The sequence below is a fragment of the Pseudomonas protegens genome (genome assembly GCF_003363755.1).
GTDB classification, from domain to species: Bacteria; Pseudomonadota; Gammaproteobacteria; order Pseudomonadales; family Pseudomonadaceae; genus Aquipseudomonas; species Aquipseudomonas danubii.
Genome location: NZ_CP031396.1, coordinates 273,502 through 300,163 on the forward strand (window position 1 = coordinate 273,502; position 26,662 = coordinate 300,163).

At 64.1% G+C, this 26,662-nt stretch carries 26 protein-coding genes and 1 pseudogene; 18 read left to right on the forward strand and 9 right to left on the reverse strand.

Features of this window, described 5'->3' with window-relative positions:
* Positions 1 to 10: 10 nt before the first annotated feature.
* From DWF74_RS01070 to DWF74_RS01110, 9 genes are all read left to right on the forward strand, one after another.
* On the forward strand, positions 11 to 976 hold the full coding sequence (locus DWF74_RS01070) for a glycosyltransferase (protein WP_115580085.1): 966 nt from the start codon (positions 11 to 13) through the stop codon (positions 974 to 976).
* On the forward strand, positions 969 to 2,105 hold the full coding sequence (locus tag DWF74_RS01075; RefSeq protein ID WP_102863538.1) for a glycosyltransferase: 1,137 nt from the start codon (positions 969 to 971) through the stop codon (positions 2,103 to 2,105). The genes DWF74_RS01070 and DWF74_RS01075 overlap by 8 nt, the downstream gene beginning before the upstream one ends.
* Position 2,106: 1 nt before the next feature.
* The gene (locus DWF74_RS01080; RefSeq protein ID WP_115580086.1) at positions 2,107 to 3,105 is read left to right on the forward strand and encodes a polysaccharide deacetylase family protein; all 999 of its coding nucleotides are present in this window, start codon (positions 2,107 to 2,109) and stop codon (positions 3,103 to 3,105) included.
* On the forward strand, positions 3,102 to 4,409 hold the full coding sequence (locus tag DWF74_RS01085; protein WP_115580087.1) for a lipopolysaccharide biosynthesis protein: 1,308 nt from the start codon (positions 3,102 to 3,104) through the stop codon (positions 4,407 to 4,409). Before DWF74_RS01080 ends, DWF74_RS01085 begins: the two co-directional genes overlap by 4 nt.
* Positions 4,409 to 6,334 carry a hypothetical protein gene (locus tag DWF74_RS01090; protein ID WP_102863535.1) on the forward strand — a complete coding sequence of 642 codons (1,926 nt, stop codon included), beginning with the start codon at positions 4,409 to 4,411 and terminating at the stop codon, positions 6,332 to 6,334. Before DWF74_RS01085 ends, DWF74_RS01090 begins: the two co-directional genes overlap by 1 nt.
* Positions 6,331 to 7,035: a GNAT family N-acetyltransferase gene (locus tag DWF74_RS01095; protein WP_102863534.1), complete on the forward strand. Its 705-nt coding sequence runs from the start codon at positions 6,331 to 6,333 to the stop codon at positions 7,033 to 7,035. Before DWF74_RS01090 ends, DWF74_RS01095 begins: the two co-directional genes overlap by 4 nt.
* Entirely contained in the window at positions 7,032 to 8,156 is a 1,125-nt protein-coding gene (locus DWF74_RS01100; protein ID WP_115580088.1) for a GNAT family N-acetyltransferase, read from the forward strand. Before DWF74_RS01095 ends, DWF74_RS01100 begins: the two co-directional genes overlap by 4 nt.
* Entirely contained in the window at positions 8,153 to 8,932 is a 780-nt protein-coding gene (locus DWF74_RS01105) for a ChbG/HpnK family deacetylase (protein WP_115580089.1), read from the forward strand. Before DWF74_RS01100 ends, DWF74_RS01105 begins: the two co-directional genes overlap by 4 nt.
* A gap of 215 nt (positions 8,933 to 9,147) precedes the next feature.
* Positions 9,148 to 9,411: a DUF2790 domain-containing protein gene (locus tag DWF74_RS01110; RefSeq protein WP_102863531.1), complete on the forward strand. Its 264-nt coding sequence runs from the start codon at positions 9,148 to 9,150 to the stop codon at positions 9,409 to 9,411.
* Between the two features lie 57 nt (positions 9,412 to 9,468).
* Here DWF74_RS01110 and DWF74_RS01115 read toward each other — a convergent pair whose 3' ends face one another.
* Positions 9,469 to 9,735, reverse strand: a complete 267-nt coding sequence (locus tag DWF74_RS01115) for a DUF1652 domain-containing protein (RefSeq protein WP_102863530.1) — start codon at positions 9,733 to 9,735, stop codon at positions 9,469 to 9,471.
* Between the two features lie 339 nt (positions 9,736 to 10,074).
* On the opposite strand from DWF74_RS01115, the gene DWF74_RS01120 reads away from it, so the two are divergent.
* Positions 10,075 to 10,380, forward strand: coding sequence for an NIPSNAP family protein (locus DWF74_RS01120; protein ID WP_102863529.1), 306 nt, complete (start codon positions 10,075 to 10,077; stop codon positions 10,378 to 10,380).
* A gap of 107 nt (positions 10,381 to 10,487) precedes the next feature.
* Here DWF74_RS01120 and ilvA read toward each other — a convergent pair.
* A pseudogene (gene ilvA / locus DWF74_RS01125) lies at positions 10,488 to 11,510 on the reverse strand (threonine ammonia-lyase, biosynthetic); the annotation flags it as partial.
* Positions 11,511 to 11,811: 301 nt separating this feature from the next.
* On the opposite strand from ilvA, the gene DWF74_RS01130 reads away from it, so the two are divergent.
* Together DWF74_RS01130 and map are read left to right on the forward strand one after the other, a co-directional pair.
* Positions 11,812 to 12,012 carry a ParD-like family protein gene (locus DWF74_RS01130; protein WP_102863527.1) on the forward strand — a complete coding sequence of 67 codons (201 nt, stop codon included), beginning with the start codon at positions 11,812 to 11,814 and terminating at the stop codon, positions 12,010 to 12,012.
* A complete protein-coding gene (gene map / locus DWF74_RS01135) occupies positions 12,009 to 12,773 on the forward strand; it encodes a type I methionyl aminopeptidase (RefSeq protein WP_102863526.1) in 765 nt (254 codons plus the stop codon). Before DWF74_RS01130 ends, map begins: the two co-directional genes overlap by 4 nt.
* A gap of 3 nt (positions 12,774 to 12,776) precedes the next feature.
* On the opposite strand, the gene DWF74_RS01140 is transcribed toward map, so the two are convergent.
* A complete protein-coding gene (locus DWF74_RS01140) occupies positions 12,777 to 13,718 on the reverse strand; it encodes a magnesium transporter CorA family protein (protein WP_102863525.1) in 942 nt (313 codons plus the stop codon).
* Between the two features lie 7 nt (positions 13,719 to 13,725).
* Entirely contained in the window at positions 13,726 to 15,312 is a 1,587-nt protein-coding gene (locus DWF74_RS01145) for a RimK family protein (protein ID WP_102863524.1), read from the reverse strand.
* Positions 15,313 to 15,405: 93 nt separating this feature from the next.
* Here DWF74_RS01145 and rimI point away from each other — a divergent pair, with 93 nt between their 5' ends.
* Positions 15,406 to 16,509: a ribosomal protein S18-alanine N-acetyltransferase gene (gene rimI / locus DWF74_RS01150; protein ID WP_102863523.1), complete on the forward strand. Its 1,104-nt coding sequence runs from the start codon at positions 15,406 to 15,408 to the stop codon at positions 16,507 to 16,509.
* A gap of 104 nt (positions 16,510 to 16,613) precedes the next feature.
* Here rimI and DWF74_RS01155 read toward each other — a convergent pair whose 3' ends face one another.
* The 3 genes from DWF74_RS01155 to lpxO all read right to left on the reverse strand — a co-directional run bounded on the left by DWF74_RS01155 (position 16,614) and on the right by lpxO (position 19,280).
* Positions 16,614 to 17,765: a PQQ-dependent sugar dehydrogenase gene (locus DWF74_RS01155; RefSeq protein WP_102863522.1), complete on the reverse strand. Its 1,152-nt coding sequence runs from the start codon at positions 17,763 to 17,765 to the stop codon at positions 16,614 to 16,616.
* A gap of 78 nt (positions 17,766 to 17,843) precedes the next feature.
* Entirely contained in the window at positions 17,844 to 18,218 is a 375-nt protein-coding gene (locus DWF74_RS01160) for a hypothetical protein (protein ID WP_115580090.1), read from the reverse strand.
* A 162-nt stretch (positions 18,219 to 18,380) separates the two neighbouring features.
* Positions 18,381 to 19,280 (reverse strand): lipid A hydroxylase LpxO, encoded by a 900-nt coding sequence (gene lpxO, locus DWF74_RS01165; protein ID WP_102863520.1) that lies wholly within the window; start codon positions 19,278 to 19,280, stop codon positions 18,381 to 18,383.
* Here lpxO and DWF74_RS30300 point away from each other — a divergent pair.
* The 4 genes from DWF74_RS30300 to DWF74_RS01180 all read left to right on the forward strand — a co-directional run bounded on the left by DWF74_RS30300 (position 19,243) and on the right by DWF74_RS01180 (position 23,701).
* Complete coding sequence (locus tag DWF74_RS30300; RefSeq protein ID WP_162884042.1) at positions 19,243 to 19,644, forward strand: hypothetical protein; 402 nt, start codon at positions 19,243 to 19,245, stop codon at positions 19,642 to 19,644. The genes lpxO and DWF74_RS30300 overlap by 38 nt on opposite strands.
* Positions 19,641 to 20,375: an alpha/beta fold hydrolase gene (locus DWF74_RS01170; protein ID WP_115580091.1), complete on the forward strand. Its 735-nt coding sequence runs from the start codon at positions 19,641 to 19,643 to the stop codon at positions 20,373 to 20,375. The genes DWF74_RS30300 and DWF74_RS01170 overlap by 4 nt, the downstream gene beginning before the upstream one ends.
* Before the next feature lie 249 nt (positions 20,376 to 20,624).
* Positions 20,625 to 22,211 carry an ABC-F family ATPase gene (locus DWF74_RS01175; protein WP_102863518.1) on the forward strand — a complete coding sequence of 529 codons (1,587 nt, stop codon included), beginning with the start codon at positions 20,625 to 20,627 and terminating at the stop codon, positions 22,209 to 22,211.
* 302 nt (positions 22,212 to 22,513) lie between these two features.
* Positions 22,514 to 23,701, forward strand: a complete 1,188-nt coding sequence (locus tag DWF74_RS01180; protein WP_060839364.1) for an MFS transporter — start codon at positions 22,514 to 22,516, stop codon at positions 23,699 to 23,701.
* 1 nt (position 23,702) lies between these two features.
* Here DWF74_RS01180 and DWF74_RS01185 read toward each other — a convergent pair whose 3' ends face one another.
* Positions 23,703 to 24,740: an alpha/beta hydrolase family protein gene (locus DWF74_RS01185; RefSeq protein ID WP_102863517.1), complete on the reverse strand. Its 1,038-nt coding sequence runs from the start codon at positions 24,738 to 24,740 to the stop codon at positions 23,703 to 23,705.
* Positions 24,741 to 25,003: 263 nt separating this feature from the next.
* Positions 25,004 to 25,615, reverse strand: a complete 612-nt coding sequence (locus DWF74_RS01190) for an FMN-dependent NADH-azoreductase (RefSeq protein ID WP_102863516.1) — start codon at positions 25,613 to 25,615, stop codon at positions 25,004 to 25,006.
* Positions 25,616 to 25,745: 130 nt separating this feature from the next.
* Between DWF74_RS01190 and DWF74_RS01195 the strand changes: the two genes are divergently transcribed.
* Positions 25,746 to 26,654, forward strand: a complete 909-nt coding sequence (locus DWF74_RS01195; RefSeq protein WP_102863515.1) for a LysR substrate-binding domain-containing protein — start codon at positions 25,746 to 25,748, stop codon at positions 26,652 to 26,654.
* Positions 26,655 to 26,662: the final 8 nt, after the last annotated feature.

The following is a 26,662-nucleotide window of genomic DNA, read 5'->3' on the forward strand; positions in this document are numbered from 1 at the left end:
GGAGGCAAAGATGCAAAGGATCAGCGTGATCGTGCCCATGTACAACGAGGCACGTCACATCACCCGGACCCTGGACAGCGTGATCCTCGCCGCCCGGGTCGCAGCCATCGACTACGAGTTGATCGTGGTGGACAACGGCTCCACCGACCAGGGGCCGCAACGGGCCCGTGAGCTGGGGGCGCGGGTGCTGCTGTGCCCGGGCCTGGGCATCGGCGCCTTGCGCAATCGCGGCGCCGCCGTGGCCACTGGCGATTGCCTGGCGTTTCTCGACGCCGACATCGAGGTGCCCGGCAACTGGCTGCAACTCTGGCAGCAGGCCCTGGCGGACAACCGCGCCGAGGTCTTTGCCCTGGACTGCGCCGCCCCGGACTGCGCGCCCTGGTTCGCCCGGGCCTGGCAGCGCCGCAGCCTGGCTGGCAGTCAGCCGGCGCGCCTGCTGCATTGGATGCCGACCCCCAACCTGTGCCTGAAACGGGTCTGGTTCGAGCGGGTCGGCGGCTTCGACGAACACTTGCGTACCGGCGAAGACAAGGACTTTGGTCTGCGGCTGCACGCAGCCGGCGCCCGCCAGTTGAGCCTGTCTGAGCCCCAGGTGCTGCATTGGGGCTTTGAAGGCAGTTGGGGCGAATGGGCCGGCAAGGAGCGCTGGCGCCAGGGCAGCCACCTGCAGTTGCTCAAGGGGGGCGGCCTCAACCTGCGTCTGTTGCGCTTTCCCCTGTTGTGCCTGAGCTGTGCCTTGCTGAGCCTGCTGGCGCTGTTCGGCCTGCTGCTGGGCCAACCGGGCGCCGCCGCGCTATGCCTGCTGCTGGGTTCCCTGGCGCCTCTGGTCCTGGCCCTGCGCCAGGGGCTGCGCCAGCGCGATCTGCTGTTTGTCCTGCAACTCTGGCTGCTGCATTGGGTGCGCCTGCACCTGGGCGCCGTGGCCCTGGTGCAGGGTCTGTTCAACCGTTCTGTCGTGAGACCTGACCGTGGCTAACACTATTTTCTGGCTGTGCCTGTTACTGCCCTTCTATGCCTGGATCGGTTATCCGCTGCTACTGGCCCTGCTCAGCCTGTTCGTGCGGCCGCGCCCGCTGCAGGCGGGTGAGCCGCTGTCGGTCAGCGTGATCATCGCCGCCCACAACGAAGGCCCGCACATCGAGCACAAGCTGCGCACCTTGCTGCAGCAGGACTACCCGGCCACGGACCTGCAGATCATCCTCGCCAGCGACGGTTCCAGCGACGATACCGTGGCCACCGCCCTGGCGGTGCGCGACTCGCGGGTGCTGGTCCTGGACCTGCCCCGGGTGGGCAAGGCCGGGGCCCTGAACGCCGCAGTGGAACTGGCGCGCAACGACATCCTGGTGTTTACCGACGCCGACAACCAATGGTCCGGCGACACCCTGGGCAAGCTCCTGGCGCCCCTGGCCGACCCACAGGTTGGCGCCTGCGGCGGGCACATGATCATCCCCGACCCGGGGCACAACCTGAGCCTGGGCGACAGCCTGTACCGGCACTACGAAGCCTGGTTGCGCCAGGCCGAGAACCGCACCGGCTGCATGGTGTCCGCCGACGGCGCGCTGCTGGCCCTGCGCCGCGAGCTGTTCCAGCGCATTCCCGCCGAGGTCAACGATGACTTCTTCATCAGCACCTGCGCCCCGGTGGCCGGCAAGCGCATCGTCTATGTGGAGGAGGCCCAGGTCCTGGACCAGGGCGTGGACGAAGCCGGCAAGCAATATCGCCGGCGCCTGCGGGTCACGGTCGGCGGCCTGCAGAGCCTGGCTCAGCGCCGCGAGCTGATGAACCCCTTGCGCCACGGTGCCTACGCCATTGCCCTGATCAGCCACAAGCTGATCCGCCGCCTGGCCCCGGTGCTGTTGCTGCCATTGCTGTTGAGCAATCTGTGGCTGTGGAACGCCGGCGCCTTCTACAGCCTGGGCCTGGCGGCCCAACTGCTGGGTTACGCGGCCGGCGTGATGGGGCTGCTGGACAGTCGCGGGCGCCTGCCCAAGGTATTTCGTCTCGCCGGCTTCGTGCTGGTGACCCTGGCCGGCATGAGCATGGGCCTCTGGCAGTTTCTCCGCGGGCGGCGCTACGCCCTGTGGAACCCACAACAGAATCGCTGACATGGCCATCAAACAATCCTTCAAGCGCCTGCTGGGCAGCGCCTATCTGCACAGCTTCGGCCGTATCCGCCTGAGCGACGCCGGCGCGGTGCTGATGCTGCACCGGGTAGTGGCCGATTCCGCGCAAGCCAGCCTGCCCCATCGGGCGCCGCTGTGCGTCGGCCAGGGGCATTTCGAACACTTGCTGCGCTGGCTGCGTCGGCACTTCGACTGTGTGCCCCTGCAGCACCTGCTGGAGTTGCCTGCGGGCGACCGGCCCCGGGTGGCCCTGACCTTCGATGATGGCTGGCGGGACAATGCCGAGGTCGCCTATCCCCTGCTGGAGCGCTACGAGATGCCGGCGAGCATCTTCCTGTCCACGGACTTCATCGGCAAGCGCCAGGGTTTCTGGTGGGAGTCCATTGGTGAAACCCTGTGGCAACAGGCCGACAGCGCCGCCGCTCAACCGCTGTTGACACAGTTGCGGGCCCTGTCACTGGCACCACCACCGGAGCTATTGCAACCCGGCGCCAGCCGCGCTCGCAGCAGCATCCTCGGGGGCTATCTGCAACAGCTCAAAGGCCTGCCGCCCCAGACCCTGCAAGCCCTGGCCGACAGTTGCCCCGACGACAGCGCGCCCCACAGCCTGGACTGGGCCCAGGTCCAGCGCCTGGAACGCTCGGCACTGGTGCGCTTTGGTCCCCATGGTGCCAGCCACGGCATTCTCACCCGGCTTGACGGCGCCGCGATGCGGGCCGATCTGCAGCGCTCCCACCACGCCTTGCAGGAGCACTGCCAGGCGCCGCTGGGGGTCTATTGCTACCCCAATGGCGATCACAATCCCGAGGTGCGCGCAGCGGTGGCCGAACTGGGTTATCGCTATGCCCTGGGCACCCGCCCGGGGCTGATCGAGGCCGATGGCAATCCGCTGCTGGCCCTGCCCCGCATCGATGTCAGCCACGCCAGCGCCGGACGCCCCGGGCTGCTGGCCTGGCGCCTGCTCCAGGGAGCCCGGGCATGAAGCGCGGCAGCTACCTCTGGCACCTGGCCCTGAGCATGGGCACCCGACTGGCGATGATCGGCCTGCGGCTGCTGCGCAACGTGTTGCTGGCGCGCCTTCTGGGCCCGGCGGATCGCGGCCTGTTCGCCCTGCTCAGCACCCTGCCGGACCTGATCGCGGCCCTGACCAGCGGCGGCCTCAATACCGCCGTCGGCTATGAAGCCGCCCGCCAACGCCCCATGGGACTGTTGCTGACTCAGGTGCTGGTCTACGGCTGCCTGCTGGCCAGCCTGCTGACTCTGGCCGGGCTGGCCCTGATGAACACTTGGGGCAGCCACTGGGAACTGAGCCTGCAACTGGGCGACCTGGCCTGGCTGTTGCTGCTGGCGGTGCCGATCACCGTGCTCAAGAGCGGTCTCTTGACCTTGCACAACGCGGACGGTCGGGTCGAGGCCTTCAATGCCCTGCGCCTGCTGGAATCCCTGGTGCCGCTGCTGCTGTTCGTCGGGCTGTGGTGGGTCTGGCGCGACCAGCCGCTGTCGGCGGCCCTGGTCAGTTGGCTGGGCGGCACCGTGCTGGTGGTGGTGGTCGGCTGGTGCTGGCTGCGCCGCTGGCATGACCTGCGCTTGCGCTGGCAGGCCGGTGAGCAGGGCAAGCTGCTGCGCTACAGCGCCCAGAGCCACCCGGGGGTGTTGTCGCAACAGTTGATGCTGCGCTCGGACTACCTGTTCATCGGCGCCCTGCTGGACCCCGTCGCTCTGGGCTGGTACGCCATGGCCAGCGCCGCCGCCGAACTGCTGCTGATCATTCCCGAGGCGGTGACCACGCCGCTGATGAAACGCCTGCTGCAGCAAGGTTCCGGTATCGAAGAACTGACGGCCCTGGCCCTGCGCCTGACGGCCACGGTGATGCTTGGCGCCTGCCTGGGCATGGCGCTGATCGGCCAGTGGCTGATCGTCACCCTGTTCGGCGCCGCCTACGCCCCAGCCTACGACGCGCTGCTGGCCCTGCTGCCGGGGCTGTTCGGCCTGTGCTACGCCAGCATCCTGCGCCTGGACCTGCTGGGCAAACAGCGCCCCGGCAGCCTGTCGCTGCTGCTGGCCGGGGGCGCGCTGCTGAACCTGATCCTCAACGCGGTATTGATTGCGCCACTGGGCATCGTCGGCGCCGGCCTGGCCTCGTCGATGGCCTACCTGGCGGTGAGCCTGGTGATGCTCGGCCTGTACTGCCACCTCAGCGGCGTGGCCTGGTACCGCACCCTGATCCTGCTACCTGGAGACATTGTCTACGTGCGCCATCTACTGCGCCCTAAGGAAACGGCCTGATGAAACCCTGTTCCCTGCTCGCCCTGATGCTGATCGCGGCGGCCTCATCCCTGCACGCGGAGCCCATGCAATGGGGGGATATCCGCGACGGCAGCCTGTATCTGCAAGCCGACCGCGCCGACACCCTGCAACTGCGCTGGAGCCCGGCCTGGCAAAGCGACGCCAACCAGGAACAGCTGTACCTGCTGCAACCGGACGGCCAGTTGCTGCAACAGCTGGACATCCGCGCCGACCAACCTTACGGCCAGCGGGAGATCCAGCTGCCCGCCGCCCGCGGCGACTATCGCCTGCAAGTGCCGGGCTACAGCTTTCGCAACTTCAAGGTCGGCCACGACCGTTCGACCCTGGCCCAGTTCGAGCCGGCCAAGGTGCATTTCAGTGCCGATGTGCCCAGCGGCGTCGAGCTGTACTTTCGCGTGGCCGCTGGCGAGCAGGCGCTGCTGGCGGGCAAGTACTACGGCGGAGTCAGCGTGCTTCAGGCCACGCGCCTGAGCGACGGCCAGCAGGTACGCCTGCCGTTGGTGGAGCACCCGCAATATGGGCAATTCGACCAGAGCGCCTTGCCGGTGGCCCAGCAGGACGAAGTCTGGCGCCTGTCCCTGGGCGGCTCCGGCAAGGTGGCGTTCTGGCTCGACGGCACTGCCAACCTGTTCGCCCAGGACCTGCGTCAGCTGCACCCGCTGCAATGGACCCCGGCGCGGGTCGAGCTGCGCCTCAAACCCCAGGTGCGCGGTCCCAGCCCGCACCTGGGGATCGCCCTGCCCTATGCCGAGCCGCCGTCGTCGACCTTCGAACTGCTGCGCGCCCTGGGCCCGCAGGCTGCCAACTTCTACAGCTTCGTCGATGTGATCCAGCAAGAACCCCAGCGGGAAATCACCTTTCGCCGGCTGTACCGCGAAGACTTCAAGATCGAGCGCGACATCACCTTGCTGGCCGGCACCGGCCGCCGGGCCGTGCTGGACGCCGACAGCGCCACCCTGGCCGGGCTCGACGCCTGGCTGGCGGACAGCGTGCGCCTGGGCAACCAGGGCCTGCATTACCTGGCCTTTGCCGACGAACCCAACCTCAACTTCCCCAGCTACGCAGCGTTTGCCGCCTATTTTGCGCAGATGCTGGAACACACCAAGGCCAACTCCGACGCCCGCGCCGCCGGAGTGCGCATTGCCATGCCGGTGAGTTCACGACTGCTGGACGGTCCCTTTCGCATTGGCGCCGGGCAACGCCGGGGCATCGACTGGGCCCGGCAATTGCTGGCCGAACACGGTGCCGACATCGATGCCCTGGCCTGGCACGAATGGATGGTCCGCGACCTGCTGGCCACCCGTCGCTATCGCACCAGCGTGCGCGCCGCCGCCGATCTGGTGGGGCTCGATGAGCAGGGCCGGCCACGCAAGGCGCTGTTGCTGAGCCAGACCAACATCTCCAGTGGCCCGGACCTGAGCCCTTATCAGCAGGACACCCACTACGCCGCCCTGTGGTGGACCTCGGTGGTGATCAACGCCTCCCAGGACGGCCTGCTCGACATGCTCAACTGGTTCCAGGCCGCCGACGAACCCGACTACCCCAAGGGCATGCTGTCGCAGCAGGATGCACAGCGCTTCAGCCTGAAGCCGGTGGCCGTGGCCCAGCAGTTCATCCGGCAGCATTGGCTGGGCCAGGTCCAGGCCCTGGACAACCCCTCCTTTGAGGTGGATGCCCTGGCCCTGCGCGACGGTCAGCGCCACAGCCTGCTGGGGGTGGCCAAGACGCCGCGCACGCAAAACGTCGAACTGGGCGACGCCACCATCTGCCAAGCGAGCCCCACCCTCGAACTGCTGGGCGCCGATGGCCGCAGCCGTCACACCGAGCTGCACTGCAGCGATGGCCGGGCCAGCTTCCAAGTGCCCGGTGAAACCCTGTTTGCCTTGACCTGGACAACCCTATGAGTCGCTTGACCGGCCTGTTGGCCAAAATCCGCCGCAAGGGCCTGCGGGGCAGCCTGCGGGTTTTTTCTGAACGCTTCTTCTATTACCACTGGGAGCTGCTGACTCTGGAGCGCTCCCTGGCCTTGCCGGTGCCCTGCCCCATCAACCCCAGCCGCTGGCCCCAGGTGCCCATTACCCGGGAGTTGCTGCCGGCCTTCGACAAGTACTTCAAGGCCCAGTTGCCGGCCATTCGCGGCCTGCTGGACAAGGGCAACCGGGGCAGCGCGCACCTGGACCCGGACGGCAACGTGATGATGATGGTCTGGGTCAGCGAGCGCGATTACTACGACGATCAGCTGTACCGCTGCTGGATGCGCATGCCGCCGGGCTGCCTGTATCAGTTCGCCGGTGAATGCGCGCCGCCGTTTCGCGGCTCGGGGGTGGTGATCCTGGCGCAGAAGATGCTCTGGGACGAGTACCGCGAGCGGGGCTTCAAAGCCACCCGGGCCCTGGTCAATGTGCGCAACGAGCCGGCGCTGAAGATGCACATGCGCCTGGGTTTCCAGGAAGTCGGCGAATCCCTGCACGTCTACTGCCTGCTGCGCTGCCTGCATTTCCACCGGCGTCGCCCTTATCACCAGACGCGCCTGCATCACCTGCGCCGGGGTCGCCTGGCCGAGTCACCGGCCCCAGCCACTGAAATAGACAAGGAGCGAACGTGAACCTGCGTTGGCAATGGTGCACCAGCCTGAGTGCCCAGGATTTCCCCGTAAAGGCCTATGAACAGCTGCGACAAACCGTCGAGCAGGCCACGCCGTTCAATCGTTTGAGCTGGTTGCGAGGCGCCGAACAGGCACTGCAGGATCAGCAGCTGCAGATTCTGCTGGGCTGGCAGGACCAGCGCCTGCTGCTGTGCCTGCCGCTGATCCGCGGCCGCGAATCCAGGGCCGGGCTGACCCTGCAGGTGGTCCGCCACCTGGGCCATCCGTTGAGCGACCGCCTGGCGCTGCTGGTGGCCGCTCCAGCACAAGACGCCATGCCCGCGGCCCTGCGGGAAATCCGCCGGCAACTGCCCCATGACCTGCTGCAATTCCATGAACTGGTGGATGCCGCCCCCCTGCTGGCGCCCTGGCGCCGGGCAAGCGGGTACAGCGAACAGTCCCTGAGCTGCCGCGCGCCAGAACACCTGATCGTCCCCAGCGACCAGGAGGAAGCCAGCGGCACCCTGCGTTACGAGCTGCGCCGGGCCAAAAAGCGCTGTGCGGAGATTGACGCCCGGGTGATCCGCGTGACGCCCCAGGCCGACGGTATCGATGCAGTACTGGAGATGCTCCGCGAGGTGGAACAGGCCAGCTGGAAAGGCGCCGACGGCCTGGGGATCTTCTCCGGAGCACAGCGCCAACAGTGGATGCACACGGCGTTGCATGGCCTGGCGGCCGAGGGTTGCGTGCGGGTGGTGATGCTGGAACACCAGGGCCGCTGCATCAGCTATCGCCTGGGCCTGCTGGAGCGCGGTCGCCTGTATGACTACAACATCGCCTTCCTCGCCGACTACGCCAACCTGGGCAGTGGCCGCCTGCTGCTGGACGAATGGATTCGCTGGGGCCTGGAGGAAGGCTGGCAGTGGGTGGACGCCTCCCGGGTCAGCCTCAGCCGCTCCAGCCATCAGTTGCATGAACGCATGAGCGGCCTGGTGGAGCACCAGCGCTGGAGCTTCTACTCCTGGCGTCCCCGGGGCCTGCTGGCCGGTGTCGCCGAGCGCCTCTGGCAACAGCTCAAACCTCATCTCAAAGCCTGGCGCGAGCGCCGCCAGACCACCACCGCACAAGGGGCTCGCCCATGAAACACACCCTGACCGTCACCCGAGCGCAGCGGGTCATCGTCAACGCCGACGACTTCGGCCTCGACCCGGACTACAACCAACTGACCCTGCGTGCCTTCCAGCGCGGGGTGATCAGCTCCGCCACCCTGATGGCCAACATGCCGGCCTTCGAGGATGCCTGTCGCCTCAGCCACGAGCACGCCCTGCTGGGACGCATAGGCCTGCATTTCAACCTGACCTACGGCGCGCCCCTGAGCCAGGGCATCCGCAGCCAGGCCGTGTTCTGCAATGCCCAGGGGCAGTTCGACCTGAACCTGCCGCGCTCCGTCCTGCGCCTGCCGCCGGCAGCTGCCGAGGCCGTGTGGCAGGAACTGGCGGCGCAATGGCAGCGCTGTGTCGACCAGGGGCTGCGGCCCAGTCATATCGACTCCCACCAGCACGTGCACAATCTGTGGCCGGTGGCGGCCATCGTTGCCCGCTTCGCCGCCCGCCAAGGGGTGCCGGTGCGCCTGGCGCGCAATGTCGGCGGCAATATCGGCCCCCTCAAGCGCCTGTTCAAAAGTGCGTTGAACCGGCGTATTGGCTGGCTTGCGGGACGCTGGGTGAACACGGTGTGTACGCCGAAGGATCTGCTGGACGGCTTCATCCCCGCGGGGGTGGTCGAAGTGGTGGCCCACCCGACGCAGTTGGCCGACGGCGATTTTGGCGACGATTACCTGCCCCCGGAACAATCCCTGGAGCAACTGTTGAACCGCGCCTTGCCCAGTCATCAGCGGATTGCCTACAGCGAACTGTGAAACCGGACCGGGCGTGACCCGGGAGCAGTCGCTCGCTGGATCGTATATGGGACGGGAACTAAATACTTCAAAATCTATCAATTGCCTCTTAATGATAGATTAATCCTAAATCAGCACTCTGTTCCGGAGCGCACTGGCCCGCAACGCTTTTAGGGCTTCGTGCAGCGGGTTCAGTCCCCAGACTGAACCGTCATTGCCTGTAATGGAGAACCAGTATGAACACACCCAAGCGCTTTGCCCTGGCCGCCCTGGCCCTGTGCGGATTCAGCGGCCTGGCCCAGGCCTCGGATGTCAATGTCGAGGTGGTGCCCTATGAGTACGGCATGCGCCTGGACGTCGCCAAGGTCATCTCCATGACCGAGCCGCCGACCAGCCGCTGTGAGGTCGTGACCGCCAATATGCGCTACATCAACAAGGCTGGAGAACTGGCGGAAATCTCCTACCAGAAGCACGCCCACGCCTGCATGTACGAAAACTGATGCGCCGTGCCCTGGCCAGAGCGGCACGCGCTGGTGAGCGTTGTCAGGGGACCGCGCTCAATGGGCCCTGCGCTTGAGGCCAGACAGCCCGCCCGGGGCATTGGCCAGGTCGTAGCGCAATTCGGCGATCAGTTCGTTGATTTCCCGGCAGCCATTGAGCTGCGCAGCGTCGATACCGCTGACCACCAGCTCGACCCGGTCGGTTTCATGGTCGCCATAGACCTTGACCGTCATCGACAGGTCCGGGCTCAGGGTGCATTGGCAGCGTTTGGGCAGAAAGCTGCTCTCAATGATGTTGCGCAGTTCCAGGGCAGATAAAAACATGCTGACGCTCTCCTTTTATTCAACACGACCAATGATTGGGCGAATGCCTGCTGGCCGCGACGTCCATGTTCGCTAGCGATTCTGGCTCAGGTCCGTTTTGTCCTGACAGACGAAGCCAGACTACAGAGTAAGCGGCTTTGGCGACCTTGCTAAATTCGATTTCGCTCTCAGTACCAGGGGTTTTGACTTTAACGCCGCGAATGGCAGGCGGTTGCGCTGTTGGTTTGCCGCCCCGCAGAATGCCCGGGTCGTTGTGCCAGCCTTGCTCAACAGCGTGGCCCGCTCGAAGAGTCACACCTGATACAACGCTGATCCTTGCCCTCGCCCGGAGTTCCCTCCTTGATTACCTGCCATGTCAAATACGTGATCGATCCCTACCAACTGGCCGAGTTCGAAGCCTATTCCAAAGCCTGGATCGCTGTGGTCAGGCGTTTGGGCGGCACCCATCATGGCTATTTCCTGCCCTCGGAAGGGGCCAGTAACATTGCCTATTGCCTGTTCAGCTTCCCGTCCCTGGCCGATTACGAAGCCTACCGCCAGAGCGCTCTGAGCGATCCGGACAGCGTGGCCCTGGTGGCGTCGGTGATGAAGAAAAAATTCATCCTCAGTTACGAGCGCAGCTTCCTGCGCCCGCTGCTCTCCTGAGAACCAGCCGGGTGGCGTTCCGCTTGCCGGCGAAGAGGCCTTAAAGGCGGGGGTCGCCCTGGCCGGCATCTTCGTTGGCAAGCTCGCGCCTACATCGGGAGGCTGCTCAAGGCGGCGCGTTCGACGACGTGGCGCAGGCTGTCGAAATTGATGTTGGCGCCGGAGTCGATGGCCACCAGGGTCTGGCCGCTGCTGCCGCTGCGGGCTACGTATTCCTTGATCCCGGCCACCGCCAGGGCGCCCGACGGCTCGGTGATGGAGCGGGTGTCGTCGTAGATGTCCTTGATTGCGGCGCACAACTGGTCGTTGCTGACGCTGATCACCTGATCCACATGATGGCGGCAGATCTGGAAGCCATGCTCGCCGATCTGCGCCACTGCAACGCCGTCGGCAAAGGTCCCGACCCGGGGCAATACCACCCGTTCCCCCGCGGCGAGCGCCTGTTGCAGGCAATTGGAATGCTCGGATTCGACACCCACGATACGGATCTCCGGCCGCAGGTATTTGACGTAGGCGGCGATCCCGGCGATCAACCCACCACCGCCCACCGGGACGAAGATCGCGTCCAGCGCCCCCTGTTGCTGGCGCAGGATCTCCATGGCCACGGTGCCTTGGCCGGCAATCACATGGGGGTCATCGAAAGGCGAAACAAAGGTGCCCCCAGTGCGCTGGGCCAGGCTCAGGGCGTGGGCCAGGGCAAAGGGAAAGCTTTCGCCATGCAGGATCGCCTCGGCGCCACGACTGCTGACGCCCAATACCTTGAGCTCAGGAGTGCTGTCGGGCATGACGATGCTGGCCTTGATCCCCAGCTCCCGCGCGGCCAGGGCCACCCCCTGGGCATGATTGCCGGCGGACGCGGTGACCACCCCGCGCTGCCGTTGCTCGGCGGTGAGCTGGGCCAGACGGTTATAGGCGCCGCGGATCTTGAAGGAAAAGGTCGGCTGCAGGTCTTCGCGCTTGAGCAGGATCTGGTTGCCCAGCCGCTGCGACAAGGCGGGCGCCGCCTGCAGCGGCGTGCAGATCGCCAGGTCGTAGACCGGCGCGGCGAGGATCATCTTCACATAGCGTTCCAGCAGGGCCATGTCGGCGCTGGGCTGGGGCGTGCTGGCAAGACGGCTGGGGCAATGCATGATGGATCTCCTGGCTGTGTTCGGAGCCCGGGAGACAGAGAGAAAAAACCCGCCTCCAGGGCGGGTTGGGTGCAGTCGTCAGCAAGCCCGCCAATCAGGAATGGCGGTAATAATGCTTGGCTGGGAACGATGGGCAGAAAAAGTCATGGACCGGAAACTAACCGCGCCAGCCCCTGGCGGTCAACGCATTTCTGCGAGGCTCACGCACAGCAACACATCTCCCCCACCTGCTCCCCGCTTGCGGCTGACTATACGAAACATATACGATTCATATATTCCCTCAAGAGAGCCCCCTATCAACATGGGTATCGTCAAAATCTCCGATGAACTGCACCAGCAGATCCGCGTCGCCAGCGCCGCCATGGACCGCTCGATCAACGCCCAGGCCGAATTCTGGATCAAGATCGGTCTCTTGGCCGAGCTCAACCCACACCTGGCCTACAACGACCTGATCAACAAACTGCTGCTGAACAAACCCGACCTGCTCAGGGGGCGCCCATGACCCAGGCCCTGATCAAGACCCCTGAACAACTGGCGCTGATGCGCGAATCCGGGCGCCTGCTGGCCCAGGTGTTCGACTTTCTCGACGGTTTTGTCGCCGCCGGCCTGTCCACCCTGGAGCTGGACAGCGCGGTGGAACATTTCATCCGCCACGAGCTCAAGGCACGCCCGGCGAGCAAGGGTCAGTACAACTACCCCTACTGCATCAACACCTCGATCAACGAAGTGGTGTGCCACGGCATGCCTCACCCCAAGGCGGTGCTCAAGGACGGGGATATCGTCAACATCGATATCACCCTGGAGAAGCACGGCTACATCGCCGATGCCAGCAAGATGTACCTGATCGGCCAGGTCGGCCCCAAGGCTCAACGCCTGGTCGACACCACCTTCGAGGCCATGTGGGCGGCAATCAAGGTGGTGCGTCCGGGCGCTCGCCTCGGCGATATCGGTCATGCCATCCAGTCTCATGCCGAAGCCAGGGGTTACAGCGTGGTCCGCGAATACTGCGGCCACGGCATTGGCCGGCAGATGCACGAAGAACCGCAGATCCTGCACTTCGGCCGCCCGGGCACCGGCCTGGAACTGCGCGAAGGCATGGTCTTCACCATCGAACCCATGCTCAACCAGGGCAGTGCCCGGGTCCGCGGGCTCAAGGACGGCTGGACCGTGGTCACCCGCGACCATGGCCTTTCCGCCCAGTGGGAACACACGGTGGCGGTGACCCGCGACGGCTTCGAAGTGCTGACCCTGCAAGCGCCATAAGGCTCACACGACCTTGTCGCCATGGCCGGTGAGCCGGCGCAGCCCCAGGGACATGGCCCCAGCGGCCAGCAACATGGCCAGCAGCAACAACGAGTAGGCGATCCACCACGGCGTGCCTGCGGTCATCATGCTGAATTCGGACATGCCGCCGATGCTGGCAATCAGGTTCAGCGGCAGGAACACCACGTTGATCAGGGTCAGTTTGCGCAGCAACTGGTTGGTGCTGTTGTTCATCAGGTTGCCCCGGGCATCCATCAGCCCGGCGAACACCGTGGAGTAGATCTCCGCCTGCTTGTAACACTGGTTGTTCTCGATGATCAGGTCGTCGATCAGGCCGATGGCCTGGCTGCCGAACTGCTCCTTCTCGGCGTGATTGCGCAGGCGGGTCAATAGCGCGCCGTTGCTGTGCAAGGCATTGAGGTAATAGATCAGGCTCTCGCTGAGATTGAACATCTGCATCAGGTGACGGTTTTCCATCGAGCTGTTGAACTTGTGCTGCAGCTCCCGGGCCACCAGCTTGATCACCTTGAGGTGGCCCAGGTAGTGATGGATGTTGTTGAACAGCAGGTCCAGCAGCACATCCAGCGGGCTGTGCAGGTTGTGCCGCGCACCCAGCCCTTGGAGCGGCGTATCGTCGGGAGCGATCACCAGCAACCGGTCCGCAGAAAACAGCAGGCCGCAGGACGACACCTCGAAGGACAGGCTGCCGCCGCCGGAATAGTTTTCCGGGCGCTTCCAGATCAGGAACAGGTAATCGGGATGAAACTCGATGCGCGACACCTCGTCCGGGTCCAGCGCCGAGGCCAGGGCGTGCTCATCAAGCTTGAAGGCACTGTGCAGCAAATCACGCTCTGCCAGGTCCGGGTTGCTGAACAGCATGACCTGGGCATCCAGTTCCGGGACGGCTTGCAGGCCGCCATGGGCCAGTCGATAGCTGTGGATCATCGCCGCCTCACCAGGCCTGGCCGCGACGCTTGAGCTCCAGGCGGCGCACGAACTCCTCCAGTACCAGGGAATACAGGTCGTCCTGCAGGTAGGCGTCCTCGATACCGGCGTCGAGATTGGGGTTGTCGTTGACCTCGATCACCACCACCTTGTCGCCGGACTGCTTGAGATCGACCCCGTACAGACCGTCGCCGATCAGGTTGGCGGTCTTCACCGCCAGCTCCACCACGGCCCGCGGCGCCTCGTGTACCGCCAGGGTGCGGCACTCGCCGTTGATGTCCTGGCCCTTGGCCTTGTGGTTGTAGATCTGCCAGTGGCCCTTGGACATGAAGTACTGGCAGGCAAAGATCGGCTTGCGGTTGAGCACGCCAATGCGCCAGTCGTACTCGGTGTAGAAGAACTCCTGGGCCAGCAGCAGCACCGAGTGCTCGAACAGTTCGGCGGTGGCCGCCAGCAAGGCCTGCTGGCTTTCGACCTTGATCACGCCTCGCGAGAAACAGCCATCGGGAATCTTCAGCACCAGGGGAAAGCCCAGGCGTTCGCCGACCCGTTCGAAGTCTTCCGGTCGCTCCTTGTAGAGGATCTCGGTGGCGGGCATCCCCAAGTGATGGCCCTTGAGCAGGTCAGTGAGATAGACCTTGTTGGTGCAGCGCAGGATCGAGGTGGGGTCATCCATCACCACCAGCCCTTCACTCTCGGCCTTCTTGGCAAAACGATAGGTGTGGTTGTCGACGCTGGTGGTTTCGCGAATCAGCAACGCATCGTATTCGGCAAGACGGGAGTAATCCTTCTTCTCGATCAACTCCACATCGATGCCCAGCCCCTTGCCAACCCGGATGAAGCTTTCCAGCGCCCGGGCATTGGAAGGCGGCAGGACTTCTTGGGGATCGTGAAGTATCGCCAGGTCATAACGGGCCAACTGCCTTGAGCGTGGAATACGCCAGACCTTGCGACTGAAACTGTCCAGGGAGTTGGCAAATTGATCTTCCTGATCCTCTCGCAACTTATGCAAGGCACCGGACTTCACGCCTTCGATACGCCATGTGTTAGTTCGTTTGAAATCAACTAACAAGATCGGACACGGAAACAGCTCGAACAACTGACGAGCCAGTTCCTGCAAGGGCTCGATATGGGTCCGGCCAAAATACAGCGTCAGGGTAAAACCTTCGGTATCACTGTAGAGGTGATTGCTCAGGGCTTTTTCCAGGGCCTTGTCCAGGTCGTCCAGGGCCAATCCATAGAGGGCCTTGCGGGTCAGTTCACTGATGGTCCGTACCGATGGAATCACCCGGTGGCCGCGGGCTTCAGCCAGCAGCGAGCAGTAGTAGCCATGTCCCAGGTACTTGTAGCTGCGGCACAGGTTGATCACCTGAACCCGTTTGCCCGGAGCACGTTCGCGGCTCTGCTCGAGGTACTCCTGGGCCGTGAGAATATCTTCACTGGGAAAGTAGGAAGCCCAGTCTTCCTTGCGTTCGACAATGATAATCACCTGACTTGAAGCTTTATCCCCGGGGGAAAAATAACTTGCCGAAGTGATTGTCGCCGGCAAACTTTGCTCGGATACTTCTCGCCAATGACCTTGTACCGCTGACATAAAGTTCGCTCTCGCTTAAGAACCTGACCCTTTCTATTAAGCACGAACTTTTTTCGAAGTCTCGTTTCGTTACGCAACTTTTACGGCGGTTATATGGATCTTGTCTTTCGCACTGCAACCCCCGACGATCTGCCGGCGCTGGTGGCCCTGGAACAGCAATGTTTCACCAGCGACCGGCTGACTCCACGCAGCTTCCAATGGATGATCAGCCGCGCCCACGGGCAACTGCTGGTGGCCGAGCATCAGGCGCGATTGCTGGGCTATGCCGTGGTGCTGTTTCATCGCGGCACCTCGCTGGCGCGGCTGTATTCCATCGCCATTGCCGAAGACGCCCGGGGTCTGGGCCTGGGTCGGCGCCTGCTGCAACGGATCGAGGCCTGTGCCCTGGAACACGACTGCGCCTATCTGCGCCTGGAAGTGCGCACCGACAACCCGGCCGCGATTGCCCTGTATGAACGCCATGGCTACCGGCGTTTTGCCCGCATCCACGACTACTACGAAGACCACGCCGACGCTTTGCGCCTGGAGAAACGCATTCTCCAGCACCGTGAGACCCGCAGCATCCGCGTGCCCTACTACCAGCAGACCACCGACTTCACCTGCGGTCCGGCCTGTTTGCTGATGGCCATGGCCGCCCTGCAGCCATCGCGGCCCCTGGAGCGCCGAGAGGAACTGCAGATCTGGCGTGAAGCCACCACCGTATTCATGACCGCCGGCCATGGCGGCTGCAGCCCCCAGGGCCTGGCGCTGTCCGCCTGGCGCCGCGGCTTTGGCGTGCGCCTGCAGGTCAACAGCGCCGGGCCGTTGTTTCTCAGCGGCGTGCGCGACGAGCATAAAAAAGACGTCATGCGCCTGGTCCACGACGAGTTCTGCAAGGAGCTGGATGCCAGCGATGTGCAACAGGTACTGGGTGGCCCTCTGGATCTGCCGAGGTTATTGAGTGCGGGTGGCCAGCCCCTGGTGCTGATCAGCAGCTATCGCCTGACCCGCTCCAAGGCGCCCCATTGGGTGATAGTCACCGATTGCGACGAGGACTTTGTCTACCTGCATGACCCGGATGTCGACCATAGCCAGCATCGCCAGCCGATGGACTGCCAGCACCTGCCGGTCAGCCACAGCGAGTTCGACAAAATGTGCAGCTTCGGCAGCAGCAAACTGCGGGCCGCCGTCATCCTCTCCACGCCCGCCCAAGCGTAGGAGCCGGCTTGCCGGCGCAGCGGCCCTGCCCGCGCCGCCCCCTTGGCTGGCGAGCCCGCTACAGCAGCGAGCTGGCTCGGGGATGGGGATGGGGATGGCGCGGATTATTCCAGGCCAACCTTGTACAGGCCGCCCTGATCCTCGTCGGTGAGGATGTAGAGATAACCGTCCGGGCCCTGGCGCACGTCTCGGATGCGCGCATTGAGCTCGCCCAGCAGGCGCTCTTCATGGGTGACACGGTCACCGTCAAATTGCAGGCGGATCAGTTCGCGGCTGGCCAGGGCGCCGATGAACAGGTTGTGCTGCCAGGGTTTGAAGCGATCACCGTCATAGAACGCCATGCCGCTGATGCCGGGAGACTTCTCCCAGACATGATGAGGGCCCACGGTGCCTGGTGCTGTCTGGCCGCCGGCCTCGGGAATCGGCTGGCCGGAGTAGTTGACCCCGTGAGTCGCCAGGGGCCAGCCGTAGTTCTTGGCCCGTTCGATGAGGTTGATCTCGTCACCGCCCTTGGGTCCGTGCTCATTCTCCCACAAGGTGCCGCTCCAGGGGTTGAGCGTCGCGCCCTGTGGATTGCGGTGGCCGTAGCTCCAGATCTCCGGACGCACCCCGGGCTGGCCGACAAAGGGGTTGTCGTCCGGCACCCGGCCATCGGCGTACAGGCGCACGATCTTGCCCTGGAGTTTGTCCAGGTCCTGGGCGGTGGCCCGGTTGTTGTTCTCGCCCAGGGTGATGAACAGGTAGCCATCGCGGTCGAACACCAGGCGAGAACCGAAGTGGTTGCCGGTGGACAGCTTCGGCTCCTGGCGGAAGATCACCTTGAAGTCCTTGAGCCCGCTGAGGTCGTCGGCCAATCGGCCCCGGCCGACCGCAGTGCCGGCTGTGCCGTTCTCGCCACCGCCTTCGGCGTAGGACAGATACACCAGGCGGTCCTGCTTGAAGTCCGGCGACAGCACCACGTCCAGCAAGCCGCCCTGGCCATTGGCCCAGACCTTGGGCACCCCGTTCAAGGGGGCCGAAAGCTTGCCGTCCGGGCTCACCAGCCGCAGGCTGCCGGGACGCTCGGTGACCAGCATGCCTTGGCGATCCGGCAGGAAGGCCAGGGCCCAGGGGTGGTTCAAACCTTGCACCAGCGGCGTCAGGCTCAGAGTGCCCTGCTCGCTGGGAAACGACTGTTCGCCCGCCGCCGAGACCGGCAACGCGCTGCCCAGCAGGACGCTGGCGCACAAGGTGGCGAAAAGGGTTTTACGCAACATGCTCGCTTCCTTCTGTGGATCAAGAAATTCCCTCGCGCCCCCAGGCAGGCGGCGCCGACAACGCAGCACACCGGCATCTTAGCGCCGGTTGTTCGGATCGTTGGCTCGGGGGCTTTGCACTCGGGGATCGGGGTTGGGTCGCTGCACGCCGCCCCGGGGATAACCGTTGCCGATACCGCCGTTCTCCAGGGTGGGCCGCCGCACGCTGGGGCCGGTGCCAGGGCCGCGCACAGGCGGACTGATGGGCTGGGTGCCCTGCATGCTGTTGGGATTGGCCCGGCGAATGGGGTTGCTGTAGGGATCGTTGTTGCCACTGTTGGGCAGGTTCTGCGCCAGCAGCAGAGTGCTGGGCAAGTGCGGGGATGGGAGCGGTTCAGGAGCGGCGGCCCAAACGGCGCCACTGGCCCAACTCAGCGCGATGAATGCGGCAAACCTGCGGGCCAGACTGTTCATGACAAGCCTCCTGAAGAGCGACAAGGTATCGAATTCGATTCCACGCTACGCCCAGGGTTCGGCTTTGTTAATTAAATATTCCTGCAGAACATGTAACACCCGGTATCCGCGGCCCGCCATTGGCGGCGCCGCGTTACCGCTGTGCAGAAGGCGGATGGCCCATCAGATATAGATGAACAGCAACAGCAGTGCGGCGAAGATCGCCCACTTTTCCAGGTAGTAACGGGTGCGGTTGCGCTTCTTCAGTTCCTTGCCCCGCAGGCGGATCTTGTACAGCTTGTTGAAGGCACGGTTCAGGCCGCCGGTCTTGTCCCCGGCATCGTTGGGCGAACCGGCAGCGGACATCACCGTGCGGCTGAACCAGCCGTTGAACGCCGCAGCCCAGCGATACTTCATCGGCCGCTCCACGTCGCAGAACAGAATGATGCGGTTCTGATCGGTGGTGTTTTCCGCGTAGTGGATGTAGGTCTCGTCGAACATTACCGCTTCGCCATCGCGCCAGTGATAGCGCTCGCCATCGACCTCGATGTAGCAGCCTTCGTTGTTCGGCGTGGACAGCCCCAGATGGTAGCGATAGGAACCGGCATAAGGATCGCGGTGACGCACCAGCTTGGAGCCCGGAGGCAGCTCGGCAAACATCGCTGCCTTGATCGAGCCGATGCTCTGCACCAGCTCGGTGGTGCGCGGGCACAGCTTCATCGCCGAAGGGTGGCTGTCGCCGTACCACTTCAGATAGAAGCGTTTCCAGCCGGTCTTGAAGAACGAGTTGAAACCCACATCGTTGTACTGATCCGAGCGCTTGATCTCACCGGCCTGCAACAGGTTCTGGCCCTCGGCACGAATCTCCTCCCAGTGTTCCTGCAGCTTGTTCATCTCGGGGAAGTCGGCCGGGTCCAGGTAGGGCCGGTTGGGAAACTTGGAGAACAGATAAAGGAAGCAGTTGATGGGGGCCAGGAAGGTGGAGTGATCACTCAGTTGGCGACCCAGCTTGTGGCGCACGCGCCCCCGCAGGTGTACGTACGCAATGGATAAAACGTATACAGCGGCAATGATGAGTTTCACGGAAATTGTCACACTTCAGAAGAGAGCATGCTGCGCCCCTGAAAGCCCGAAGGGCCAAAGGCAAATGGCAGCGTCTGAGTTGAAAAAAGCGCAATCGGCGAACATCTTCGTCGTCGATCCGACCCTCGGCGTCCGGCCGTCGGGTCGCATTTTAGCCACAGTTTGTAACCAATGGTTAACTCAAATTTGTGAAAAGCTGCGCGACTTCTGTCGAAATTTGCCTGTATTGCGCCAGGTTTTGCTTCAGCTCAATAAAATGCCCTCCAGCCCTCTGGCCAGCACAAACGAGCTGTGTTGGCCGGACTCCCGAGGTATCCTGCCGGGCGCTTTTTTTCTTTGTACCCGGCAAGGATCGCTGAATTGATCGACCCCACACCGCTCCCGATCCTGGTCCTGCTGCCTGGAATGGATGGCACCGGCAGCCTGTTCGCCCCCCTGCTCCACGCCCTGCCCCCGAACCTAGCGGTGCAGGTGCTGCGTTATCCCACCAATCAGGTGCTGGACTACCCCGCCCTGGTAGAGCAGGTATGGCAACAACTGCCGCTGGACCGTCCTTTCGTGTTGCTGGGCGAGTCGTTTTCCGGGCCGGTGGCCGTCAGCATCGCCGCCCGACGACCCAGCGCCATGCTGGGGCTGGTGCTGTGCTGCAGTTTTGTGCGCAATCCGCGTTCGGCACTGGCGCCGCTGTCACCGTTGCTCAAGCTGCTGCCCTTGCGACACCTGCCGTTCTGGCCGATGGATGCCTTGTTGCTCGGCGGTTTTTCCACCGCCTCCCTGCGCAGCGCCCTGGCGGCAGCCATCGCCCAGGTAACGCCCCAAGTACTGCGGGCCCGGTTGCAGTCAGTGATTGCAGTGGATGCAAGCCAGGCCCTGGTGGCCACGGAGGTACCGCTGCTGTACCTCCAGGCCCGCCACGACCGGCTGGTGCCGGCCTCGGCATCCATCCTGGTCCGGCAACTGCGCAACGACGCCCGGCTGGTGGCCATCGACGGCCCTCACTGCCTGCTTCAGGCCGCCCCCACTGAGGCCGCCGCACACTTGCAGCGGTTCATGCACGCGTTGGCTCAGGCCCGGGTTGCACTTAACGGCAGTTGAACATCGGCCATTGCGGCGAAAATCCCTACCCGAGCGTCATACAACTGCTCGGTTACATATGCGACAATGCGCACAAATTCCAACATGCACCCCGCACTCTTTGCTCAGCAACCCGGCCCCGTCGCCGGAATGTTGCGCTCGACGTACGCCCGCTGGCTCAGTTCCACACCCAGACCGGCCCGACCTGGAAGGCTCCAGATCGCGCTTCGTGGATTCAAGGCTGGCGCTAAATCATTGGTAGGTAAGTAATTGATCTCCACAGCTAACATCACCATGCAGTTCGGCGCCAAGCCACTGTTCGAGAACGTTTCGGTCAAGTTCAACGGTGGCAACCGTTACGGCCTGATCGGCGCCAACGGTTGCGGCAAGTCGACCTTCATGAAAATCCTCGGTGGCGACCTCGAGCCGTCCGGCGGCCAGGTCATGCTGGAGCCCAACGTGCGCCTGGGTAAACTGCGCCAGGACCAGTTCGCCTACGAAGAATTCACCGTGATCGACACCGTGATCATGGGTCACGAAGAGCTGTGGAAGGTCAAGGCCGAGCGCGACCGCATCTACTCGCTGCCGGAAATGACCGAAGAAGACGGCATGGCCGTGGCCGAGCTGGAAACCGAATTCGCCGAGATGGACGGCTACACCGCCGAATCCCGCGCCGGTGAGCTGCTGCTGGGCCTGGGCATTCCCCTGGAACAGCATTTCGGCCCGATGACCGAAGTCGCTCCAGGCTGGAAACTGCGGGTGCTGCTGGCCCAGGCGCTGTTCTCCGATCCGGAAGTGCTGCTGCTGGACGAACCGACCAACCACCTGGACATCAACACCATCCGCTGGCTGGAAAACATTCTCACGGCGCGTAACAGCACCATGATCATCATTTCCCACGACCGGCACTTCCTCAACAGCGTCTGCACCCACATGGCCGACCTGGACTACGGCGAGCTGCGCCTGTTCCCGGGCAACTACGACGAGTACATGATCGCCGCGACCCAGTCCCGCGAGCAGTTGCTGTCGGACAACGCCAAGAAGAAAGCCCAGATCGCCGAACTGCAGACCTTCGTCAGCCGCTTCTCGGCCAACGCCTCGAAAGCCAAGCAGGCCACTTCCCGGGCCAAGCAGATCGACAAGATCCAGCTGGCCGAAGTCAAGCCGTCGAGCCGGGTCAGCCCGTTCATCCGCTTCGAACAGACCAAGAAGCTGCACCGCCAGGCGGTGACCCTGGAGCGCATGTCCAAGGGTTTCGATGGCAAGACCCTGTTCCAGAACTTCAGCTTCACCGTCGAAGCCGGCGAGCGCGTGGCGATCATCGGCCCCAACGGTATCGGCAAGACCACCCTGCTGCGCACCCTGGTGGGCGAGCTGACCCCGGACGCCGGTACCGTCAAGTGGACTGAAAGCGCGGAAATCGGCTACTACGCCCAGGACCACGCCCATGACTTCGAAGACGACGTCAGCCTGTTCGACTGGATGGGCCAGTGGACCCAGGGCGAGCAGATGATCCGTGGCACCCTGGGCCGCATGCTGTTCTCCAACGACGAGATCCTCAAGTCGGTGAAGGTGATTTCCGGTGGTGAGCAAGGCCGCATGCTGTTCGGCAAGCTGATCCTGCAAAAGCCCAACGTGCTGGTGATGGACGAACCGACCAACCACTTGGACATGGAATCCATCGAGGCCTTGAACCTGGCCCTGGAAAACTACCCGGGCACCCTGATCTTCGTCAGCCACGACCGTGAGTTCGTCTCGTCCCTGGCCACCCGCATCATCGAGTTGAGCCCAAGCGGCGTGACCGACTTCAGCGGCACCTACGACGACTACCTGCGCAGCCAGGGCGTGATGTTCTAAAGCGGCAGCGAGCGTCAAGCGACCAGAAAAGAGCCCCGTCCAGTGTGACGGGGCTTTTTCATTTGGGCCTCGCTGGCCGGTGCAGAAACCTTCGAACCTTGTGCACTATCGATCAGCGTGTTCGCCGGTAAGCCCGCGCTTGCAGGGCTCGCAGCGCCGCTGGGCTTATCGGCGAAGCAGCCTTCAGGCCTTGCACATCAGCGGTCTGCGAGGCGTTGGGGAAAGATCGTTAGCCTGCTTCCTTTTATGATCGCGGCACGCGATGATGCGGCTCTCTAACCGCCGCCCGCGAACGAGCCTTCATGCCCGAGCCACAGACCTCCGCTCAAAGCTCCATGGCGATCACCCTGCAGATCGTCTCCATCGTCTTCTATACCTTTATCGCCTTCCTCTGCATCGGCCTGCCAATCGCCGTGCTGCCGGGCTACGTCCACGAACAGCTGGGCTTCAGCGCGGTGATTGCCGGGCTGACCATCGGCGCGCAATACCTGGCCACCCTGCTCAGCCGGCCCATGGCCGGGCGCATGTCGGACACCGTGGGCACCAAGCGCTCGATCATCTACGGCTTGCTGGGGATTCTCCTCAGCGGGCTTTTGACCCTGATTTCAGTGTGGCTGGAACACTGGCCACTGCTGAGCCTTGCCGTGCTGTTGGGCGCACGCCTGCTGCTGGGCGTGGCCCAGGGCTTGATCGGGGTCGGCACCATCAGCTGGTGCATGGGCCAGGTGGGCGCGGAACACACGGCCCGCTCGATTTCCTGGAACGGCATTGCCTCCTACGGCGCCATTGCCATCGGCGCGCCGCTGGGAGTGGTGATGGTTGAGCAATACGGTTTCACCAGCCTGGGCATCGCCCTGTCGGTTCTGGCGGTGCTGGCCCTGCTGCTGATTCGCAACAAACCCTCGGTGCCGGTGATTCGCGGCGAGCGCCTGCCGTTCTGGGCGGTCTTCGGGCGCATTGCCCCCTTCGGCGCCAGCCTCAGCCTGGCCTCCATCGGCTATGGCACCCTGACCACCTTCATTACCTTGTTCTACCTGAGCCGCGGCTGGACCGGCGCCGCCTATTGCCTGACGGTGTTCGGGGTGTGCTTCATCTGCTCGCGGTTGCTGTTCATCTCCAGCATCAGCCGCTTTGGCGGCTTTCGCTCGGCCATTGCCTGCATGTGCGTCGAGACCCTGGGGCTGACCCTGCTCTGGCTGGCGCCGTCCACGGCCTGGGCGCTGATTGGCGCCGGGCTCACCGGCTTCGGCTTGTCGCTGGTGTACCCGGCGCTGGGGGTGGAAGCCATCAAGCAGGTGCCCAACAGCAGCCGCGGTGCCGGTTTGAGTGCCTATGCGGTGTTTTTCGATCTGGCCCTGGCCATCGCCGGTCCCTTGATGGGCGCGGTGGCCCTGAACCTGGGGTATTCGTGGATTTTCTTCTGCGCCGCCCTGCTCTCGATCACCGGCCTGGGACTGACGCTGCTGCTCAAGCGCCGGGCCGGTGCCTGAGTTACTGGTCGGCGGTCTGCATCCCTGCCCGGCTCGGCCGGCCCAGGGTATGGGTGAAGAACCTGCCGGCCTCGGCAATCAGGTTGCGATGGATATCTTCGCGGTCGACGCCGTCGGCATCGGTGCACAGGGCCGGCATGGCCGCCAACTGCTCGGCGCTGCACGGCGCCATGAACACGAAGTGCCCGGCACCGGCCAGCAGCTTGAAGTCCGGAGCCACGGGCAGCTTGCGCGCCAGGGCCGCGGCATTCTTGTCCAGGGCCACCAGTTGGTCACCATCGCCGCTGTAGAGCAGCACGGGCACATGCACCCCGGCCAGGGTCTGGCGACCGAATTTCAGGCTCAGGGGCGCCATCAGCATCAGTGCATGCACCCGCGGGTCGGCCACTGGCTGCAGATCCTCGCGGTCGACAATCAGTTCGCCCTGGGTATTGCAGGCATCGCGATCATCGGGACGTTCCTGGCAGTAACGCCGCAGGCGGTCCAGGTCAGGCGTGGCGCCGGACAGGATCAAGGCGGTCTCGCCGCCGGCGGAATAACCGATGACCCCGACCTGATCGGCATTGACGAAGGGCGACAGCATGGGGTCGCCAAGGGTGGCGGTTATGGCTTCGGAAATCTGGATCGGCCGTCCGTAGAGGTTGCTCAAGGTGCCCAGGCGGCTGTGGTCCTTGGAGTTGTCACCGGGATGAATCACCGCCACCACGACAAAACCCTTGCGTGCCAGGGACGTCGCCAGGTCGTGCAGGGCCAGGGGTGTACCGGTATTGCCGTGGGACAGCATCAGCATCGGAAAGCGGCCGATGGCGACCTTGGCATCCCGGGATGCGGCGATCTGATACCCCTCGACCAAACTGGGGTGCTCGATGCCGGTGGACGGGTAAAAGGCAATGGCGCGCATCGGCTGCCGGTCCAGGGGATCGAGAAAACTCATTTCATGGAAGCCGACGCTCCAGTGCGGGTGGGGCGCGGGAGCGGCCTGCACTGAAATCGGGCTGCCGAGCAGGTACATCAGTAACACTGCACAAACACGCTTCATCACACGCCCACCTTTGCCGCCGGATCGAGAAAGCCCGTTACCCCTGCCATCCCTTGCTGCCAAGGCCTTGAAGCCAGATTGGCCCATGAATGCGAATGCACCGCCAGGGAGCACGACTCCCGGCCTCGAAAAACCTGCATAACCTGGGCCAGCAACACTGGAAACGCCCACAAAAAAACTCCGCATTCTGATCACTTCAAGCAGTCATCAGAATACGGAGTCTAGTGGCGCTTGCCGTGCCGGAAAGCGTCTTTACACAAGCCTTACGCCGCGGCGAAAAGCTGCTCGCTGATCTGCGCCTGGGCGTCGCTCATGGCTTTGTTGCGCACGTCTTCACCGTACCCCAGGCCGTGAGCGCGAACGAATTCGATATCGGTGATACCGAGGAAGCCGAACAGCACCTTGAGGTAGTCCTCATGAGCCGCGCCAGTGGCCTGGCCGACGTGCAAGCCGCCGGAGGTGGAGACCACCAAGACCTTCTTGCCGCCGCACAGGCCTTGCGGGCCGGCTTCGGTGTAGCGGAAGGTCTGGCCGGCCACGGCGATGCGGTCGATCCAGGCCTTGAGCTGGGTCGGGATGGTGAAGTTGTACATGGGCGCCGCGATCACCAACGCGTCGGCGGCCTGGAATTCGGCCAGGGCCTGGGCGCTGAGTTCGGCTTCGTGCTTTTGCGCCGCATCACGCAGCTCGGCGGCGGTGCCGGCGGCCACCAGGGTCGCAGCGGAGAAGTGGCTGATGGCATCGCCGGCCAGGTCGCGATAGGTCACTGCCAGGTCAGGCTGGGCGGTTTTCCAGGCCTGGACCACGGCGTGGCTCAGTTGGCGGGACGCCGAGTTGTCACCCAGGATGCTGGAATCGATATGCAAGAGTTTCATGTGGGATCTCCAAGTGAGGACCGCCGCTGGGCGATCGGATGCTGGCAATCCTACAGATGAATTCAATAGCTGATTAGTCGGCATAAATGCGATAGTTCGTCCTACCAATAGGACAATCGAACCTTTCCCCATGCAAGACCTCAACGATCTCTATTACTTCGCCAAAGTGGTGGAAGCCGGTGGCTTCGCCGCCGCCGGGCGCCAATTGGGCATTCCCAAGTCGCGTCTGTCGCGGCGCATCGCCGAACTGGAGGAGCGCCTCAAGGCCCGGCTGCTGCAGCGCACGACCCGGCAGCTCAAGCTCACCGCCGTGGGCGAGCGCTACCTGCGCCATTGCCAGGCCATGTTGCTGGAAGCGGAGATGGCCGACGAAGCCGTGGCCAGCATGGCCAGCGAGCCCCGGGGACGCCTGCGGGTGTCGAGCCCGGTGGGCCTGGCCCATGAATTGCTGACGCCACTGGTGAGCAGCTTTCTGGAGAAATACCCGCAGGTGCAGCTGGAGATGCTGTTGCTCAACCGCCGTGTCGACCTGGTGACCGAAGGCATAGATGTGGCCCTGCGAGTACGCGAGCAAGGCGACGAAGACCCTTTGTTGGTCACCCGGCGCCTGCGCCCGGCGCAGACGGCGATGGTCGCCTCCCCGGCCTTCCTGCGGGACAACCCGGTGACCCACCCGCAAGACCTGAGGCACCTGCCCATACTCGGCGCCCTGGAGGCCGACCGGCTGGTACACCTGCGGCTGCTGGATCAACAGGGCAACGCCTGCGACCTGGCCCTGGAAGCGCGCCTGGGCATCGATGACTTCATCGTCCGTCGCGCCTGCGCCCTCGCCGGCCTGGGCTGCACCGTGCTGCCGATGCTGTACTGCGAGGCCGAACTGGCCAGCGGTCAGCTGGTGCAACTGCTCCCCCAGTGGTCACTGCCAGGCGGCTGGCTGCAAGCGGTGTATCCTCACCGCCGGGGTGTGCTGCCGGCCGTGCGGGCCTGGATCGAACACCTGAGTGAATCCTTCGAACGTTGTGGAGAACGTGCCCTGTGAAAGCTGCA

Bases quoted from the DNA above. Each gene is read 5' to 3' on its own strand.
- DWF74_RS01070 (WP_115580085.1), top strand. From the start codon at position 11: ATGCAAAGGATCAGCGTGATCGTGCCCATGTACAACGAGGCACGTCAC.
- DWF74_RS01080 (WP_115580086.1), top strand. From the start codon at position 2,107: ATGGCCATCAAACAATCCTTCAAGCGCCTGCTGGGCAGCGCCTATCTG.
- DWF74_RS01085 (WP_115580087.1), top strand. From the start codon at position 3,102: ATGAAGCGCGGCAGCTACCTCTGGCACCTGGCCCTGAGCATGGGCACC.
- DWF74_RS01090 (WP_102863535.1), top strand. From the start codon at position 4,409: ATGAAACCCTGTTCCCTGCTCGCCCTGATGCTGATCGCGGCGGCCTCA.
- DWF74_RS01095 (WP_102863534.1), top strand. From the start codon at position 6,331: ATGAGTCGCTTGACCGGCCTGTTGGCCAAAATCCGCCGCAAGGGCCTG.
- DWF74_RS01105 (WP_115580089.1), top strand. From the start codon at position 8,153: ATGAAACACACCCTGACCGTCACCCGAGCGCAGCGGGTCATCGTCAAC.
- DWF74_RS01110 (WP_102863531.1), top strand. From the start codon at position 9,148: ATGAACACACCCAAGCGCTTTGCCCTGGCCGCCCTGGCCCTGTGCGGA.
- DWF74_RS01115 (WP_102863530.1), bottom strand. From the start codon at position 9,735: ATGTTTTTATCTGCCCTGGAACTGCGCAACATCATTGAGAGCAGCTTT.
- DWF74_RS01130 (WP_102863527.1), top strand. From the start codon at position 11,812: ATGGGTATCGTCAAAATCTCCGATGAACTGCACCAGCAGATCCGCGTC.
- map (WP_102863526.1), top strand. From the start codon at position 12,009: ATGACCCAGGCCCTGATCAAGACCCCTGAACAACTGGCGCTGATGCGC.
- DWF74_RS01140 (WP_102863525.1), bottom strand. From the start codon at position 13,718: ATGATCCACAGCTATCGACTGGCCCATGGCGGCCTGCAAGCCGTCCCG.
- DWF74_RS01145 (WP_102863524.1), bottom strand. From the start codon at position 15,312: ATGTCAGCGGTACAAGGTCATTGGCGAGAAGTATCCGAGCAAAGTTTG.
- rimI (WP_102863523.1), top strand. From the start codon at position 15,406: ATGGATCTTGTCTTTCGCACTGCAACCCCCGACGATCTGCCGGCGCTG.
- DWF74_RS01155 (WP_102863522.1), bottom strand. From the start codon at position 17,765: ATGTTGCGTAAAACCCTTTTCGCCACCTTGTGCGCCAGCGTCCTGCTG.
- DWF74_RS01160 (WP_115580090.1), bottom strand. From the start codon at position 18,218: ATGAACAGTCTGGCCCGCAGGTTTGCCGCATTCATCGCGCTGAGTTGG.
- DWF74_RS30300 (WP_162884042.1), top strand. From the start codon at position 19,243: ATGGATAAAACGTATACAGCGGCAATGATGAGTTTCACGGAAATTGTC.
- DWF74_RS01180 (WP_060839364.1), top strand. From the start codon at position 22,514: ATGCCCGAGCCACAGACCTCCGCTCAAAGCTCCATGGCGATCACCCTG.
- DWF74_RS01185 (WP_102863517.1), bottom strand. From the start codon at position 24,740: ATGAAGCGTGTTTGTGCAGTGTTACTGATGTACCTGCTCGGCAGCCCG.
- DWF74_RS01190 (WP_102863516.1), bottom strand. From the start codon at position 25,615: ATGAAACTCTTGCATATCGATTCCAGCATCCTGGGTGACAACTCGGCG.
- DWF74_RS01195 (WP_102863515.1), top strand. From the start codon at position 25,746: ATGCAAGACCTCAACGATCTCTATTACTTCGCCAAAGTGGTGGAAGCC.